Annotated in this window: 10 protein-coding genes; all 10 read right to left on the bottom strand. The window is 68.2% G+C overall.

Annotation, left to right across the window (positions count from 1 at the left end):
- Positions 1-2 precede the first annotated feature (2 nt).
- The 10 genes from leuC to AC1C2S_RS16040 all read right to left on the bottom strand — a co-directional run bounded on the left by leuC (position 3) and on the right by AC1C2S_RS16040 (position 17,063).
- The gene (gene leuC, locus AC1C2S_RS16085; protein WP_495353611.1) at positions 3-1,466 is read right to left on the bottom strand and encodes a 3-isopropylmalate dehydratase large subunit; all 1,464 of its coding nucleotides are present in this window, start codon (positions 1,464-1,466) and stop codon (positions 3-5) included.
- Between the two features lie 164 nt (positions 1,467-1,630).
- Positions 1,631-2,134 (bottom strand): FHA domain-containing protein, encoded by a 504-nt coding sequence (locus AC1C2S_RS16080; protein WP_495353610.1) that lies wholly within the window; start codon positions 2,132-2,134, stop codon positions 1,631-1,633.
- A gap of 43 nt (positions 2,135-2,177) precedes the next feature.
- On the bottom strand, positions 2,178-4,691 hold the full coding sequence (locus tag AC1C2S_RS16075) for a transglutaminase TgpA family protein (protein WP_495353609.1): 2,514 nt from the start codon (positions 4,689-4,691) through the stop codon (positions 2,178-2,180).
- Positions 4,688-6,004 carry a DUF58 domain-containing protein gene (locus tag AC1C2S_RS16070; protein ID WP_495353608.1) on the bottom strand — a complete coding sequence of 439 codons (1,317 nt, stop codon included), beginning with the start codon at positions 6,002-6,004 and terminating at the stop codon, positions 4,688-4,690. Before AC1C2S_RS16070 ends, AC1C2S_RS16075 begins: the two co-directional genes overlap by 4 nt.
- Entirely contained in the window at positions 6,001-6,969 is a 969-nt protein-coding gene (locus tag AC1C2S_RS16065) for an AAA family ATPase (RefSeq protein WP_495353607.1), read from the bottom strand. Before AC1C2S_RS16065 ends, AC1C2S_RS16070 begins: the two co-directional genes overlap by 4 nt.
- A 25-nt stretch (positions 6,970-6,994) precedes the next feature.
- Positions 6,995-12,310 carry an Ig-like domain-containing protein gene (locus AC1C2S_RS16060; protein WP_495353606.1) on the bottom strand — a complete coding sequence of 1,772 codons (5,316 nt, stop codon included), beginning with the start codon at positions 12,308-12,310 and terminating at the stop codon, positions 6,995-6,997.
- A 167-nt stretch (positions 12,311-12,477) separates the two neighbouring features.
- Positions 12,478-13,194 (bottom strand): hypothetical protein, encoded by a 717-nt coding sequence (locus AC1C2S_RS16055; protein ID WP_495353605.1) that lies wholly within the window; start codon positions 13,192-13,194, stop codon positions 12,478-12,480.
- The gene (locus AC1C2S_RS16050; protein ID WP_495353604.1) at positions 13,191-14,945 is read right to left on the bottom strand and encodes a serine/threonine-protein kinase; all 1,755 of its coding nucleotides are present in this window, start codon (positions 14,943-14,945) and stop codon (positions 13,191-13,193) included. The genes AC1C2S_RS16055 and AC1C2S_RS16050 overlap by 4 nt, the downstream gene beginning before the upstream one ends.
- Positions 14,945-16,189: an FHA domain-containing protein gene (locus AC1C2S_RS16045; RefSeq protein ID WP_495353603.1), complete on the bottom strand. Its 1,245-nt coding sequence runs from the start codon at positions 16,187-16,189 to the stop codon at positions 14,945-14,947. Before AC1C2S_RS16045 ends, AC1C2S_RS16050 begins: the two co-directional genes overlap by 1 nt.
- Positions 16,170-17,063: a PP2C family protein-serine/threonine phosphatase gene (locus AC1C2S_RS16040; RefSeq protein WP_495353602.1), complete on the bottom strand. Its 894-nt coding sequence runs from the start codon at positions 17,061-17,063 to the stop codon at positions 16,170-16,172. The genes AC1C2S_RS16045 and AC1C2S_RS16040 overlap by 20 nt, the downstream gene beginning before the upstream one ends.
- Positions 17,064-17,166 lie beyond the last annotated feature (103 nt).

Raw genomic sequence — 17,166 nt, 5'->3', positions numbered from 1 at the left:
GGTCAGCGCTCCTCCCCTGCGGTCTGCAGATCCCATGGGCTCGAGAGTGTTCCCCGGATCGCCGTGGCCGCGGCGACGAGCGGTGACACGAGGTGGGTGCGACCGCCCTTGCCCTGGCGGCCCTCGAAGTTGCGATTCGAGGTCGATGCGCAACGCTCGCCGGGAGCGAGCTGGTCGGGGTTCATGCCGAGGCACATCGAACAGCCCGCGAAGCGCCATTCCGCCCCGAACTCGGTGATGATCTTGTCGAGGCCCTCTGCCTCGGCCTCGAGGCGTACGCGGGCCGAACCCGGCACGACCATGACGCGCACGCCGTCGGCCTTCTGCTTGCCCTGGATGATCGAGGCGAACGCACGCAGGTCTTCGATACGGCTGTTGGTGCACGAACCCATGAAGACCGCGTCGACCTTGATTTCTTTGAGCGGCGTGCCCGGCGCGAGCGCCATGTACTCGAGCGCACGCTCGGCTGCGGCACGTTCGTGCTGGTCGGCGATCGCCGCGGGGTCGGGAACCGCTTCTGAGAGCGAGACGCCCTGGCCGGGGTTCGTGCCCCACGTGACGAACGGCTCCAGCGCGTCGGCGTCGATGAAGACCTCGGCGTCGAACTGCGCACCCTCGTCGGTCGCGAGGGTCTCCCAGTACTCGACGGCCTCGTGCCAATCCGCACCCTCGGGCGCGTGAGCGCGGCCCTCGAGGTACTCGTAGGTCGTGGCATCGGGTGCGACCATGCCGGCGCGTGCGCCCGCCTCGATCGACATGTTGCAGATCGTCATGCGCCCGTCCATCGAGAGGGCGCGGATCGCGCGTCCCCGATACTCGAGCACGTACCCCTGCCCGCCGCCGGTGCCGATCTTCGCGATGACCGCGAGAATGATGTCTTTCGCGGTGACGCCCGGGCGCAGCGTGCCCTCGACGTTGATGGCCATCGTCTTGAACGGCTTCAAGGGGAGGGTCTGGGTGGCGAGCACATGCTCGACCTCGCTCGTGCCGATGCCGAACGCCATCGCGCCGAATGCGCCGTGCGTCGAGGTGTGGGAATCGCCGCACACGACCGTGATGCCGGGCTGCGTGAGACCGAGCTGCGGCCCCACGACGTGGACGATGCCCTGCTCCTTGTCGCCGAGCGAGTGCAGCCGGATGCCGAACTCGGCCGCGTTGCGTCGCAGGGTCTCGATCTGCGTACGGCTCGTGAGGTCGGCGATCGGCTTGTCGATCTCGAGGGTGGGCGTGTTGTGGTCTTCTGTCGCGATCGTGAGATCGGGCCGGCGCACCGGGCGACCGGCAACGCGCAGGCCGTCGAAGGCCTGGGGACTCGTGACCTCGTGCACGAGGTGCAGGTCGATGTAGATGAGATCGGGAGTGCCGTCTTCGCCCTGCTTGACGAGGTGGGCGTTCCAGACCTTCTCGGCCAGGGTGCGCGGGCGCTCGCCCGTCGCGACGGCACTGTTCGAGCGTGCTGCATTCATGCGATCTTCTTCCTCAGTTCAAAGGTCAGCCGACGACGAACTCCGCGACGGGGAAGGCCTTAGAACGAGGCCCCGTCGCGGCACCGAAGGAGAAGAAGTCGTCGTGCGCGCACCACTTCAGGCTAACACTTCGGAATCGGCGGGCTCGCCACGCACCACCCCGGTCATGCCCGGTCGACCACCACCGCGAACGACCCGAGATCGACGCGGGCACCCGGCGCCAGCACGACGCGTTCGCCGGGAGCGAGGTCGTGTTCGACACCATGCGGGTCGGTGACGAGTACGCCGTTCGTCGAGTGCAGGTCGGTGATCGAGAGTTCGGCACCCTCGAGGTCGACGATCGCGTGCGTCTTGGAAACCGACTTCGCGGGATCGACGACGGGCACGAGCGCAGCGTGCGGCCGCACCGCGACGGGCGACGGGTCACGGCCCAAGACGAGCGATCCACCGACCTGGAACCGTTGCCCGTCGGCGAGGCTGAGCACCCACGGCCCGTGCGGAGTCGCCTCGGCGGCGGGCACGACCGGGTCGGGACGCGCTGCCGGGGCGCCGGCCGGGACGAACACGGGGAACTTCGCCGACCGCACGGTCTGGGCAGGATCGGGCGCAACCTCGACCGGGGCGGGTATCAGACCGGGAGGCGGAACGATGAACCCCTCGTGTTCCACGACACCACTCTAAGCGAGCGTGTCAAGCCTCCCGGCGAGCATTTCAGCCTGTTGCGGGCGCAGCGGGCGGTGGCGTCGCGGGTTTCGCCGCCCTCGCACCGTCCGCGGGCTTCGCGCCAGAGATGTCGACTTTGGACCAGTCTCGCTTCGAGCGGATGCGGAACCGGCTGAAGAACCGACGTAACCGGCCGGATGCCGCGCGCGCGAGTCCGACCGATTCGAGCGCCTCGTTCCAGCTCTGCTCCACGACGGCCTCGTCGACGACCTGACCGCCGAAGACGGCGCGATCGGTGGCGTCGGCCAACGGCGTGACCCGGATGCTGCTCGCCGGTGAATCCGCCCGCACCACACGCACCGGACCCGTGTCCGTGTGTGCTGCACGCGCATCGCCGAGGCCCTGCTCTCGCAATTGCAGTTCGATCGAAGCAGCGACCTGCCGGCGACTGCCGATGCGCGGCACCTCGAAACCGAGCTCGGCGAACTCATCGGTCAGTTCGTCCCACGCACCGGCGGCGCGCCGGTCACCCGGCCCGCGAGTGCGACGACGGCGACGACGGCGTGCTTTGATCGCCGCGATGACGAACATCGTTCCGAAGAAGAGAAGGAGCGGGATGCCGACGGCGCCGGCGGTGACCCACGCCCACGCCGGGATCACGAAGCCCTGGTCCTTCTTCTCGTCGTCGCTGTCGTCGATCTCCACGGCCGTCAGCAGGTCTTCATCCTCGTTGTCGCTGCGCGGGGGCTGGCGCACCTGCGGCTGCGGCTCGGACTTCGGCTTGGGCGTCTGATCCTGCGGAATGTCGGTCTCATCGGGCGTCGGGTGGAATGCCACCCAGCCGGTCTCATCGAAGGCGACCTCGACCCAGGCGGTGACGTCGTCGCCGACGACCTCGACCGATTCGGCGTCTTCGCCGACCTCGGGGGCGAACCCCATCACCACGCGCGACGGGTATCCGAGATACCGCGCCATGAGCGCCATCGCCGAGGCGTACTGCTCTTCGTCGCCGACCATCTGCGATCGGGTGAAGAGTTCGATCATGCGGTCGGCGCCATGGCCGGCGCGCGACGGCACCGAGTCCGATGCGAGGCCGTGGCTGAGGAATCCCTGCGTCTTCAGGGCGGTCTCGATGGCACGGAGCTGCTCGATCGGCGTCTCGGCCGTGCCGGCGAACTCCTGGGCCTTCGCGACGACGACGTCGGGCGTGTTCTCGATGGGCGGGAGGTCGATCTGCGCGGGTGGCGTGTCGATCAGGTCTTCATCGTCGATGCTCCGCTGCACGGTCGCGTCGATCGAATACCGATAGCCCTCGGTGACCCCGCTCGTGAGCACCGCCGTTCCCGTGGCCGGGTTGTACCGGAGGTCGCCGGCCCGGTCGGAACTCGTGCGATCGTCGAAGACCAGTCGGGTCGGGTACCCGACCCCCGGCAGCCAGACGTCGTCGTAGGAGCTGACCTCGACTTCTGCCCGACGTTCGCCACCCGCCCGCATGAGCCCCGGCAACGGGATGCTCTCGCCGACGAGCGAGAATCCACCATCGCTCGCGGCCATGTCGTCGGGTCCGGCGACGTTCCAGAGCTTGCCGTCGTAAGAGTCCATGCTCGCGAGTCGGATGACATCACCGGGTTCGAGACCGGTCACCGTGAAGAGCGGCGTGTCGGCGAGGTCCTTCGTGTACGCACGGAAGCCCGCGAGCGGGCTCGGGAAGGCCAGCGGGTCGAACGGGGGCGTGATCTCCTCCCTGAGCACGAAGCGGTCAGGCTGCGTCGGCGCGAGCGCCGTGCCGGCGAGTGCTCCGACGAGCACGGCGCCCGTGACGAGGATTCCCGTTCCCATGACCTTGCGCCGGCGAAGCCGGGCGGCACCCTCTTCGCTCGCCGAAGGTGCGGCCTGCCGCCGCCATCCGAGCCAGATGAGTGCGATCACCGCGAACGCGACACCGCGAACGCCCGCGAAGTACGCCTCGTCGGTGCCGAGCAGGATGCCCGACAGGAAGAGCAGCGCCGGGCCGATGAGCAGCACGCTCGCCCGAAGCGGCGTGCGCCGCACGACGAGCCAGCGGCTCGCGAGCATCGTGCCGACCAGCGCGACGAGCCAGGTCGCGAAGTAGGGCACGACCGGAATGTAATAGGGCGCCTCGACCGGTGTCTGCAGGGTGACGATGTCGGCCCAGCCCCAGACCGCGCCGAGCGCGAGACCCGCGAGGCTCTCGACGCTCGGTACGAAGCCGATGATCGATTGGCCAGGCATCGTGAGCACACTGCCGAACAGGAAGTAGCCGAGCAGCGCCGCGAGTACGTTCGTGACGACTCCGAGTCGCAGCATGTAGCCGAGCACGCCGAACGCGGTGCCGACGACGAGTCCGCCGATGCCTGCGACGAGGAAGTTGTGGTCGCCGAACGACGTCTCGTAGCCGATGACACCGAGGAGCGAGAGGATCGAGAGGATCGCGACGTCCGGCCAGGCACGCACCGGGAACGCACGGGTCGCCTGCTCGGTCGAGGGCGCCGGCGAGGGTGCGACGGGTGCGGGCGACGGCGGGGTGAGGGTCTCGGTCACGGCCGTACCCTCCGCAGCACCCGAGGCAGATCGCCGATCTGTCCGATCGTGACGACCGTGAGCCCCGACACCTTCGCGATGCGCGACGGTGCGCCGAACTCGGCACGGAACCCGATGGTCTGCGTGTCGAGTCCGAAGACGGTCTCCGCCGCGCGGAAATCGGCCAGCGGCACCGCAGAGCCCCCCACGATCATCACGACGCTCGGCGCAGGCAGTCGCTTCGTCGAGTCGCGCGCGAAGTCGCGGAGGTTCGGGTGGTCGCCGGATGTCTCGGTCAGTCGTGACGAGTCGTCGAGCAGTGCCATCGGGGTGGCGGTGGAGAGAGGCATCCGTTCGCTCACGATGCTCATGTTCGTGCCGTCGCGCACCACCTGCACGCCGATCGACGCGGTGATCGAGATGGCGAGCTCGAATTCGTCTTCGGAGGCGTACGCCGCGCGATCGGTCGTGTGCACGATCGTGAGCTGCGAGCGGCGCGTCTCTTCGAACTGACGCACCATGAGTTGACCGGTGCGCGCCGAGGTGCGCCAGTGCACGTTGCGCAACGCGTCTCCGGGCTCGTAGGAGCGCAGCGCGTGGAAGGAGATGTCGTCATTCGTGATGGTCTTCGTGATCTCACCTTCGAGGTCGCGCACGAGGCCCGACGCGCTGGGGGCGAGGCGCGCGGTCACGGGGTGAACGAAGAGCTCGACTTCATCGGTCCAGCGCACGGTTCGGCGCAGCAGCCCGAGCTGGTCGCCGCGAACGGTGATCGCCGGTCCGGCGACGATGACGGCGCGCCGGTGCGTCGGCACGGCGAAGAGCTCGTCGTGCTCGGCGTTCGGGGCGAGCACCGGGATGACGAACTCGGCGGTCGCGCCGCCGACCGGCAGTTCCATGCGCGAGGGGATGGACGGTTTCGCGGCCACATTGGTCACGACCATTCGGCCGAGTGCCCGCTCCCCCGCGACCACGCGGTGCGGGTTCAGCTCGATGCGCACCCCGAAGTTGGTGCGGCCGAAGACGAAGACGACCGCCACGAGGAGCGCGGCGATGAGCGTCGCGCCGACGTAGCCGAACTCGACCCAACCGAAGATGCGGCTGAGAGCGAATGCCACCACCGCGCCCGCGAACACCAGCCAGCCGGTCGGTGAGACCACTCGGGTGACGGGCGCGGCGAACCCGAAGACGCGCGTAAGCGCCTGCCCCGCGAGGCGAAGGGCGTTGCGCGTTCCCCCGACGACGGCGCGCCACAGACCCCGCACCGCGATGGCGGTCTGCGAGGGCGTGCGCGGAGTGGCGTCCGGGCGTTCGGCGGCGGTCGTACGGCTCATGCCGCGCGGTACGCCGGGGGCTCGATGTCGACGAGCACGCGGCTCACGATGTCTTCGGCGGTCACCCCGGCGAAGTCGGACTCGGGATCGACGATGATGCGGTGCGAGAGCACGGGCACCGCGAGCTCGCGTACGTCGTCGGGAGTCACGTAGGTGCGCCCCTGCGAGAGCGCCCAGGTCTTCACTGCACGTGCGAGGGCGAGGGCACCTCGCATGCTGACGCCGAGGGTGGAGTCTTTATGGCTCCGCGTCGCGGTCACGATGTGGTTCAGGTAGTCGAGCACGGATGCATCGACGAACACCTCGGAGGCGAGTTGCGCCATCGCCGCCACTGAACCGGGCGCGATGATCGGCGACACCTTCGACGCGCGGGCGCGGTTCGAGGAGTCGAGGAGCAGGGCGACGGCGGTGTTGTGATCGGGATAGCCGAGCGAGGTCTTGATCAGGAAGCGGTCGAGCTGGGCTTCGGGCAGCGTGTACGTGCCGGCCTGCTCGACGGGGTTCTGCGTCGCGATGACCATGAAGGGGCGGCCGACCTCGTGGCTCACGCCGTCGACGGTCACTCGAGCCTCCTCCATGACTTCGAGGAGCGCCGACTGCGTCTTCGGGCTCGCCCGGTTGATCTCGTCGGCGAGCACGATGGAAGCGAAGATCGGTCCCTTGTGGAACTCGAAGACGCCCTTGCCCTGGTCGTAGATCGTCACACCCGTGACATCGGAGGGCAGCAGGTCGGGGGTGAACTGGATGCGCGAGTTCGTGCTGTCGAGCGTGTTCGCGAGTGCCTTGGCGAGCACGGTCTTTCCGGTGCCCGGCACATCCTCGAGCAGCACGTGGCCGTCGCTGAGGAGTGCCATCACGACGAGCCGGATGACCTCGCGCTTGCCGAGGATCGCCTGGTCGACGTTGTCGACGAGCTTCGCGAAGGCGTCGGAGAACCAGTCTGCCTGTTCCTGTGTCACTGCCATCGGGTCATCTCTCTGTATAGGGGTATCAGGGGTTGCCGCCGCGAACGGGAAGCCCGTCCCAGTTGCTCGTGCTGTCGGAGTACTTCGTCGCGCCGCCGCCGACAGGGCTGAATCGGACGCGGATCGAATCGCTGTTGCGTTGGCCGAGCCCGTTCTCGAGCACGAGCGAGCCCGAGCTGCCGAGGTTGTAGCGGCCGATGTAGAAGCTGCCGTCGCTGCCGTTCACCTCGGTGACGACGTCGTAGGTGCCCGCGGTCAGATTCGAGAAGTCGACGCCGACGTAGTGGCACCCGGAGCAGTACGGCGCCGAGCCGGCCTTGAACACGTCCGCCGAGAACTGCGGCGGTGGCTTGCTCTCAACACCGAACGTCGTACTTGCAACTGGGCCCGTGTTGCCGCTGCCGTTGTTCTTCGCCTGCACTTCGACGGTGTGATTGCCTGCAGCGAGACTGCTGAAGGTCTTCGATTCACCGCTCTGGTAGCCCGACCAGCCGCCACCGTCGAGATTGGTCCGGTACACCACCGCGCCACCGCCCGTGTCGGACGGCGCATTCCAAGTGACGCTGACGTCGGCCGGCGCATAGCCGATCGAACCGTGACCGACGCTGCGCGGCGCGGTCGGTTTGCCATACGGCGTCTCGCTCTTCGAGCTCGACGCATCGGATGTGCCCTTCTCGTTCACTGCTCGCACCGTGAAGCTGTACGCGGTGCCGTTCGTGAGCCCATCGATGGTCTGAGCGGTGCCCGCGGCACCTTCACCGAAGTTCCACGGTCCGCCTGCCGCCGGCGAAGCCGACACGATGTACCCGGTGATTGGTGAGTTGTTCGTGGCGTTGGCCTTCCACGCCAATCTCACGGAGCCGTCGCCGCTCGAGATGCTCGTGATGCTCGGCGCGTCGGGCCGGTCGCGAACGATCACCGTGACCCTGCCCGTCACCTCGCGCAACGGGTCTTTCGTTCCGTCTTGCACACGGTAGACGACGCTCAACTCGCCCGTGAAGCTCGGGCCGGTCTTCACGGTGATGCCCGTCGACGTGAAGGTCACATTCGCCGTCGAACCCACCGACTCTTGGTCGATCTGCGCGTCGATGACCCGCAACGGCGTGCCCTCGGCCTCGAACGGGTTGATGTCGTTGGCGAGCACATCGATCAGCTTCGACTTCACGGGCTCCATCTCGAACGGACCGTCGGCGCGAGCCTGCGCCTTCGGCCGCGACGAGCTCACGACCTCGACGTCGATCGAACCGGGCACCGAGAACTCCTTGTAGTCCACCGTGAACGTCAGGGTCGTCTTCGTACCGGGTTGCACGCCGAGCGGCGAACCCACCGTCAACGTCGAACCGCCGATACCGGCGTTGAAGTCGGCGCTCTGCCCCTGCAGCCCGTTGTACGAGAGCTCCTGCAGCACCTTGTCGCTCGGGTGGCCGCTCGATTGACGCAGATCGATCTCTTGCGCGGCCTCGCCGGCCTCGACCTTCACCGTGCGCGGAGTGAAGGTCGGCGGCACGTCTTCGAAGTTCGGATCGCCGACCGTGACCGGAATCGTCAGGAACGCCTTCCTGTCCTTCGGGTCGTTGGCGTTCTCTCCGTCGGTGACCTCGAACGTCACTGCGGATTGTCCGCGGAAGTCCTTCGCCGGGGTATACGTCAGCGTCGAAGCATCCGTCATCGGGGACGACCCGTCGCCGTTGGTCGAGGTCGCCGAGAGGATGCGGGCGGGCTTGCCAGACGGCACGATCACGATGTCGCCCACGCTCCACGAGATCGTGCCGTTCATGCGCACGATCTGCGGGCCGAGCTCGGCGAGGTAGGGCGGCGGGAAGGCCTCCTCCTCGGCCTTCTCGTCGTCGTCGGGGTCGGTGCTCGGGGGAACGATGATGAAGGCCATCGCCGAGAGTTCGTCGATTTCGTTCGTGAGACGGTAGGCGATCGCCTGGCGCTTCGAGGTCGGCGTGACCTTGACGGTGCCGTCGGTCTTGACCTCGGCATTCCCGGCATTCGGCCCCTCGAGGCTCACCACGAGATCTTCGACGAGCCCGCCGGGGTTCTGCGCGTCGCCCAAGGGGTCGACGGTCACGGTGGCCTTGTCGACGACCTGTTTCGGCTCGACGACCTGATCGCGCGCGGTCGGCGGTTCGATCTTCGCATCTTCGGTCACGAGCACCTGGATGAACGCACCATCGGCACCGCCGTGGCCGTTCGTGATCTCGTAGCGCACCGAGTTGCCGCCCTCGGCGTCGGGTGCCTCGACCAGCACTCGGTTGTTCTTCACGCTCGCGGTGAGGCCCGCACCGACCTCGGGCAGCTTCTTCTGCACCTTGATCGGGTAGCCGCTCGGATCGGAGTCGTTCGCGAGCACGTCGATCGCCGCTCGCCGACCCGGACGAAGCTCGACGACATCATCGACGGCGTTGGGCGGAAGCGTCTCCGTCGGTCGCGGGATCACGCCGATGCGGATCGTACCCGTCGCCGATTTGCCGCCCGTGTCGGCGACCTCGTATGTGAACGACTCGGTGCCCGCCGAACCGGCATACGCCTCGTAGCTGATGTGGGTGCTGCCGATGTCGACGATCTTGCCGAGCGACGGGGGCGTCGTGATGCCGACGAGCGAGACGGAATCGCCGTCGGGGTCGAGTCCGTCGAGCGGGATGTCGATCTTCACCGCTGCGCCCTCGAAGGTGCGCGAGGTCAGCGGGAGCGGGAGAGGCGCGCGGTTGTTCTTCGCGTCGGGAGCCACGACCGTGAAGCGCACCGCGGCAGTCGCCGACTGCTCGTAGTCATCGGTGACGCGGTAGGAGACGGAGTACACGCCGGGTTCGTCGGGCGCCTGGTAGCGCACCGTGTCATCGGCGGTGAAGGCGAGGCCACCGGCGCCGCTGACCTCGACGAGCTCGGGATCGAGGGTGAGCGGAGCGGCGTCGGGGTGGTAGTCGTTGTCGAGAACCGGCACGGTCACGATGTCACCGGCGCGCACCGTGACCGCGTCTTCGGTGGCGACGGGCGGTTGGTGCTTGACGAGCGGCGGCACGGGCACGACCGTCACGGTCGTCGTCGAACTCGCGATGCCGTCGGAGACGGTGTACCCGAACTGGAGCTGCTCGGTGAGCGCCTCTGACGCCGTGATGCGGGCGACCGAGTTGTTCAGCACCTCGACCGAGAGCAGATCACCGGATGCCTCGGTGTCGACTGTTTGCACGGCGAGCACTCGCCCGCTCGGCGACACGTCGTTGGTCAGCATCGCGAGCGTCGTCGGCTCGCCCGGGCGAAGGTACGCGGTGTCTTTCACGGCGATCGGCGGCGGCGATTCCTGCGGCACCTCTTTCACGTCGACCCGTACGAGACCGACGCTCGTCGCGGCCCCGGCACCCAGGTTGTAGATGAAGATGTGGCTCCCGACCTGGTCGGAGGAGAAGGCGATGGCACCGCGCTCGAGGTTCGGCGTGACCGATGCCCCCGTCGGCGTCTGCTCGATGCCGAGCAGCGCCAATGGTTCGCCGGAAGGGCTGAGGTCGTTGACGAGCGGCTCGATCATCACCGCCTCACCGGCGAACACCTCGGCGAAGTCCGGTGTGCCGACCGGGTTCAACGCACCCGTCTCTTTGACATCGACCGTCAGTACCCCGGCAGACGTCACTATGCCGTCCGAGACGACGAACTGCACCTCTTTCGTGCCGAGTTCGCCGGTCTTGTGCTCGAAGGTGACGAAGCCGTCGGGCGCGAAGCGCACCGAGTCGCCGCTCGTCGGTGACGCACTGACGAGGTACACGTCGTCGCCGTCAGGGTCGAGCCAGTCGCTGAGCACGTTGTAGCCCATCGACTTGCCCTGCTCGACACTGATCGCACCCGCACGCAGCGCAACCGGGGCATTGTTCTCGACGGTCGGCCGGATCGTGACGTCGACATGTGCCTGCGCGACGCCGAGACGGCCGTCGTCGGCCGTGTACTGGAACGACACCGTGCCCGCGGCATCCGGCGCCGGGGTGAACTGCAGTGCACGGCCACCGTCGATGACCTCGAGTCGGCCCGACTGCTCACCGATCTCACTCACGTTCGTCACGGTCAGCACGTCACCGTCGGGGTCGGTATCGTTCTCGAGCACCTCGAGCAGGGTGGTGCGACCGGGCCGCACTCCGAAGGTGTCATCGCGCGCCGTCGGCGGACGATTGGTCTCGCTGCGTTCGGCGAGCGTGTCTTCGAAGGTCTGCTGCGAGGCCTTCTCTTCGCCCTCTTCGGTCTCGGTCTCATCGGGCGGAGTCACCTCGTCCCAATTGTCGACGAGACGCATGTTCGAGTCGACGAGCCAGACGTTGCCGTTCGACAGGTTGTTCAGGGCGATCACGTTGCGGTTCACCCGGAACTCGAGATGCGAACCCTTGGTGGCTTGCTCGATCGACTGGGCCGACGGCTCGCCGTCGTCGCACGCGTTCACGTACTGGCCCGCCCCTGCCCACGCGCCGTGGGCGCATCCGTCGAGCCAGACGGGACTCGACACCTCATCAGGGGAACTGATGGGCACGTCGATGTCGGCCGGGATGAACTCAGGGTCGCCGCCAGCGAATGGCACCTGCAACAGCCCGGCACCCGTGGCGAGCAAGACGGAGTCGTTCTCGGCGCCGACCTGCTGGAGTCTCAGCGCGTTCTCGGTGAGTTCTCGCGGCGAACCGTCGACGATCAGCCGGTTCTGGTCGAGATCGAGCACGACGGGTTCGTCGCCGACGACCGAGAGTTGGTGCTCGTCGATCGAAGGGAGGTCGCTCAGCTCGGGTTTCGCACCGGGCGACGCGATGCGCGCGAGCTGATCCTCTTTCATCGAACTCGCGTACACGACGCCGTCTTTCGACACCGCGACGTGCGAGCCCTCACCGAGCTTCGCCGAGGGCTTGGTATCTGCCGGGTTCAACTGCAGTTCGCCGGCGGCGCCCGTGACCCAGAGCTCGCCCTTCGGCGACAGGATCGCGAGCGTGTCACCGCCGTACGCCACCTCTGAACCGGGCGGCACTGCAATGCCCTGACCGAGCGTCGTGAATGCCGGATCGATGCGCTCGATCGACCCGAGGCTCTCGTCGTAGAGGAAGACGTCATCGCCATCTTGCAACACGTCGAACGAGTTCGAGGCGGTGTTCACCGCAGCGTTCAACTCTTCGATCTGCCGGTTCAGTCGACCCGCGAGCAGCTCTTTGCCGTTGGTGACCCACACTTCACGAGCGTCGAGATCGACATCGGTGACCGGAAACCCCTGATGCAGCACCGCGAAGGTGAGCGGAATGCCGGCGAGCAGAGTGATGGCGACAGTGGATGCGGCGGCCTTGCGCGTGCGCACCCACGATGTGAAGGTACCCAAACCGCCACTCCCCTGATTCTGGTCGACTCATGACTGGCGCCGAGCCTGACCCCACACCGGGGTACACGGTAACACGATCGACCTGCGACGACACATGGGGAGAACTCCCCGTGACGCTCCGTGGCGTCGGGCGAAGACGTGGCGTCCTCAGGCGAAGACCGGTGGCGTCACTCGCCGGTCTGCTGCTCGGCATCGCGTCGAGCAGCATCGAGAAGAGGGAGGTCGTCGGTGGTCACGAGCCGCGTCGCGACCGCATACTCGACGAGTCGCGCGCGACGGTTGGTGGCGAGCTTGCCCCGCCCACCGCGCAGGCCGTCGACACCGATGCGGTCGAGCTTCTCGCAGACGTTGTCGAGTTTGCGGTTGAACGTCGTCATGCTCCAGCCGAGTCTCGCGGCGGCTGCAGCCGAGCTCGGCACGAGCGCACGCCCGCCGGCGGGCTGGGCCAGCACGTTCTCGGCGAGCGCGACGACGAGCAGCCGCTGACTCGAGGTGAGGGTCACGGGCAGGATCGTCGTGCCGCCGTCGGCCGCTGCAGCGGTGAGCGAGGTGTTGTAGAAGTCCTCTTCGGCATGCACCGTGAAGTCGTACGTCGTCGCGCCGGCGCTGAACATCACGTGAACCGTCTGGAAGACGAGCGGCAGCTTCGCGCCCGGGGCGAGCCACGCCTGCACGCTGCCCGTCGCGTCGGAGATCGTCGCCGAGAGGATCTGGCCGACGTTCGAGAGCCACCAGAGGCCGAACTCCGAGGAGAGCGTGAGAAAGGTCCGATGCAGGTACGGATTGTCGTCGATCGTGAGGTCGGATTCGCGCCCGATCGTGAAGGGGGCGCCCACCTCGACGGTGTACGACTCCCCGCAGTACTCGACGCGAAGCGGCCTCATGGGGTGCAGCCCGTCGTGGGGTCGGAGGTCTTGCTGCCGCGCTGCACCTGCACGTCGATGCATGTGCGTGCGCCGGCCACGACGTCTTCGACGACGATGGACGGACCATCGGCGACCTGCGGATCCCCGGACCCGTCGGACAGGGTCCAGCGGTACCTGTCGCCATCGACCGATCCGCTGTGGGAGACCTGGAAGGTCACGCTCGTGCCGTCTGCACTCGCGACACCGGTCGAGACGACCGCGGCTGGTACGGCCCCCGGGATCAGCGCATTGCCGCCACCCGGATTCGACGACTCGACAACCGGCGGAGTGTTCACCGTGCCCGACAGCGCGATCGCGATGCCGATGACCGCCGCGATCACGACGGCGGCGGCGATGCCCACGATGATCCCCAGTCGATTCCGGCGGGTCACCGCCGTGGCGGCAGGCTCGCGCGCGGCACCGGTCATTGCATCGGCCGGCCGCACGATCGTCGACTCCGCACCGCTCAGTTGACGACTCGCAGTCGAGCCCGGGGCACCGGTCGGTCGCACGATCGTCGAGTCGGGAACGACATCGCGCACGACGCCGCGCACCACGGTTCCCTCATCGGCCACGTCGCCGGCCGTACTCATCGCGGCGCCGCCCGACGGCGCCTGGGCGTTGATCCGCTGCGGCGAACGAGCGCGGGTCGCATCGTCGTCGTCGGCGGCGACGGCCGGCGCGCCGCGAACCGGAGCGGGACTGACCGGCGTCGCCGACCGCGACGCCTGCGCGTCGACCGTGCGCACCGAGCGCGCCCGCGTCGCATCGTCATCGTCATCGTCGGGTTCCGCCTCGCTCGGAGCGCTCGCGAGGTTCGGCACCTCGATCGTCGTGGCGGCGTACCCGAGTTCGAGCTCGACCCGCTGCAGCGCGCGAGCGAACTCGACGGCGCTCGGGTAGCGGTCGTCACGGCGTGTGGACATGCCCTTGGCGAGCACCGCGGCGAGACTGCGCGGCACGTCCGAGCGGTCCATCGGCGTGATCGCACCACGTTCGATGCGGCCGATGAGATCGAGTGATCCGTTCGAGCGTCCGGGGATCTCGAAGGGCGTGCGACCTGCGACGAGCGTGTGCACCGTGGCCGCGAGCGAGAACACATCGCTGCGAGTGTCGGGCCTCGGGTCGTCTTCGAACATCTCGGGTGGCGACCACGGCACGCTCATGCCCACGGCCGACTGGCCGGAGGCGGTCGACGACGACTCGGACGGAAACGTCATCGTGTGCACGGGCAGCTCGCCCTCGAGGTTCGAGGAGATGCCGAAGTCGGTCAGCGCAGGCCAGCCGTAGTCGTTGGTGAGCACGTTCGCCGGCTTGATGTCGCGGTGCAGGATGCCCGCCGCGTGCGCAGTGGCGATCGCGCCGGCCAGACGCACGCCCGTGCGCAGGGCGTCTTCGATCGAGAGCGGCTGGCGCTTGTATCGTTCGGCGAGGCTCGGCCCAGAGCAGTACTCCATGACGAAGTACGGGCGGCCGTCGCCCGAGACGTCGGCATGGAAGATGGTGACGATGAACGGATGCGCCGACAGCTGGGCCATCAGGTTCGCCTCGGCGACGAACTGCGCCTTGGTGTCGCGACCGAGGCCCTCGGCGAGCAGCACCTTGACGGCGACCTTGCGCCTCGGCAGCTTCTGTTCGAAGAGGAAGACGTCGGCGAAGCCGCCTGATCCGAGCAGGCCGAGCGGGGCGTAGCCCGGCAACTCGGGCGGCGTCGATGGGGCTCGCCGCATCAGCCGCCCACGATCTGGATGGTCCAGCCGCCGCCCAGGTCGACGACGGTGCCGGTGAGTACCGGGGTCGGTTCGCCCGAGCGCAGCTTCACGGGCGGCTTGCCCGGCGCCACGACATGGGTACCGTTGCGCGAGTGCAGGTCGGTGATCACCACGGTGTCGCCTTCGAGGGCGAGTCGCACATGGCTGCGTGAGATGTCGGGGTCGCCGAGGCCGATGGTGATGAGGCGCGGGATGCGGCCACCCGACACCTTGCTGACACTCGGCGCACGCCCGAGCACGACCTCGTGGCCGATCGATTCGAGCGTTCCGTCCGGCATCCTGATGCTCGCCTCTGCCTGTGCTGACGATGCGGCGGGGGCACCTCCAGCGGGAGTCACGACCGCCTCACGGCCCGCACGCGCCTCGCGGAGACGGCGGATGTCGATGCTCGCCACCGTCATGCCGTCGTGGTCGCCGTCGACCTCGGCGACCGGCATCACCGGGGCCGGCATCACCGGGACCGGCGTCATCGCGGCCGACATCACCGGGGCCGGCGTCATCGCGGCCGGCACAGGCGGCAGGCCTGCAGGGCGCGGGCCGGCGGGCAGGCCCTGCGCGAACGAGGACGACGCACCGGCGACGGTCTCTTCGTCGGGCACCATCGTGAGCTCGACGGGCGCGGTCACACGTGCGGGTGCTCCCGAAACAGCCGGGGCAGGCAGCGGGAGGTCGGGTTGCACTTTCGGCGCAGCACTCGTGGCGGGGCCGGGAACAGGGCCGGCTCCGGATGCCGCCGCCGGAGAGACGCTCGGCTGCTCGGGGGCGACCGGCTCGATGCCGTCGGACACCACCGATCGCACAGACACCACGGCCTCGATGACGGGCAGCGGCTCCGACGAGGCATCCGTGCCGCCCTCGACGACGACCGAGATCTCGGAAGCCCCGTCGAGAACGCGCTCGACCCAGGTGGACACTCCCGCATCGTGGATCTCGCCCGAGGCCGAGCGCACGGTGATCGGTCCGCGCACGACGACGCGTGCCGAGCCGGTCGATTCGTCTCGCACCACGAGTGCGAACGACGGGGTCGCCGCGAGTCCCTTCGCGGTGAGGCGATCGAGCACGAGCGGTGTCGGGTCGCCCGAACCGAACCCGGGCCAGAGCTCGGCGAGCTGCCCCACGGCATCGGCGGGAACGACGAGGATCACGCCGCCACGAACTGCAGCGAACCACTTGCCCGCTGGATCATGCCGGTAGGTCGCCATCTCCGCCTCCCCCGGTGCGCGGCCGCGTGTCTTCGGCCGCCCTCGAAAGCCTGCCGCGCCGGTCGCGCGTCGTCTCGTCATCGTCGTCGTCGGATCCGAGCACGGACTCGACGACGATCGCCGTCACGTTGTCACGACCGCCGTGGGCGAGGGCCGCGTCGACGAGTTCGCCTGCGAGGCCCGCCGCGTGGCCCGTGTCGCCCGCGAGGATGTGGGCGATCGACTGGTCGTCGACTTCTTTGGAGAGGCCGTCGCTGCACACGAGGAAGACCTGCCGGCCCGCCGCCGGGATCAACCACACGTCGGGGTCGACGAACTCGTCGGCTCCGAGCGCGCGCGTGATGACATTGCGTTCGGGGTGGCGTTCAGCGTCTTCAGCTTTGATGAGACCGGCATCGACTAGCTCTTGCACCGCCGAATGGTCGACGCTCAGCTGCTCGAGGGTGCGGCCGTCCCACGCGTAGACCCGCGAGTCGCCGATATTGAAGACCATCCAGTGGAACCCCGCACCGTCACCGGCGTCGACCAACGCAATGCCCGAAAGTGTCGTGCCCGCGACCGCGGTGCCCTCTTCGCCGGCCTCGCTCAACGCGCGAACCGCGTCGTTGGAACTGTGAATGGCATCGAGCACCTGCTCGGGCGACGACGGCACACCGAACTCGAGATGACGCGAGAAGGTGTCGATCACCGCACGACTCGCCGCGTCACCGCGGGCGTGGCCGCCCATGCCGTCGGCCACGAGGTAGACGGGCGCTTCGGCGAGGAACGAATCCTCGTTGACACTGCGCACGCGCCCGACATCAGTGCGCGCGCTATGCGCGATGAGCGCAGCGCCGCGCGTCAGGGCGACGACGCCCTCGCCATCACCTGGCACGGTTCTCCTCGATCGAGTGGGAAAGCGGGCGGCGGCCGCGACGAAGCATCCGGACGCCGACTCTCAACGCTAGCAACTCCCGCGCCATCGTGACGACGCCTGT

The sequence above is a fragment of the Agromyces sp. Y782 genome (assembly GCF_059445405.1).
The sequence above is the reverse complement of the archived record's forward strand: the minus strand, read 5'-3'. Positions and strand labels throughout refer to the sequence as shown.

What these genes read in the sequence shown, in the direction of transcription:
- leuC (WP_495353611.1), bottom strand. Translation starts at nt 1,466, where the DNA reads ATGAATGCAGCACGCTCGAACAGTGCCGTCGCGACGGGCGAGCGCCCG.
- AC1C2S_RS16070 (WP_495353608.1), bottom strand. Translation starts at nt 6,004, where the DNA reads ATGAGCCGTACGACCGCCGCCGAACGCCCGGACGCCACTCCGCGCACG.
- AC1C2S_RS16065 (WP_495353607.1), bottom strand. Translation starts at nt 6,969, where the DNA reads ATGGCAGTGACACAGGAACAGGCAGACTGGTTCTCCGACGCCTTCGCG.
- AC1C2S_RS16055 (WP_495353605.1), bottom strand. Translation starts at nt 13,194, where the DNA reads ATGAGGCCGCTTCGCGTCGAGTACTGCGGGGAGTCGTACACCGTCGAG.
- AC1C2S_RS16050 (WP_495353604.1), bottom strand. Translation starts at nt 14,945, where the DNA reads ATGCGGCGAGCCCCATCGACGCCGCCCGAGTTGCCGGGCTACGCCCCG.
- AC1C2S_RS16045 (WP_495353603.1), bottom strand. Translation starts at nt 16,189, where the DNA reads ATGGCGACCTACCGGCATGATCCAGCGGGCAAGTGGTTCGCTGCAGTT.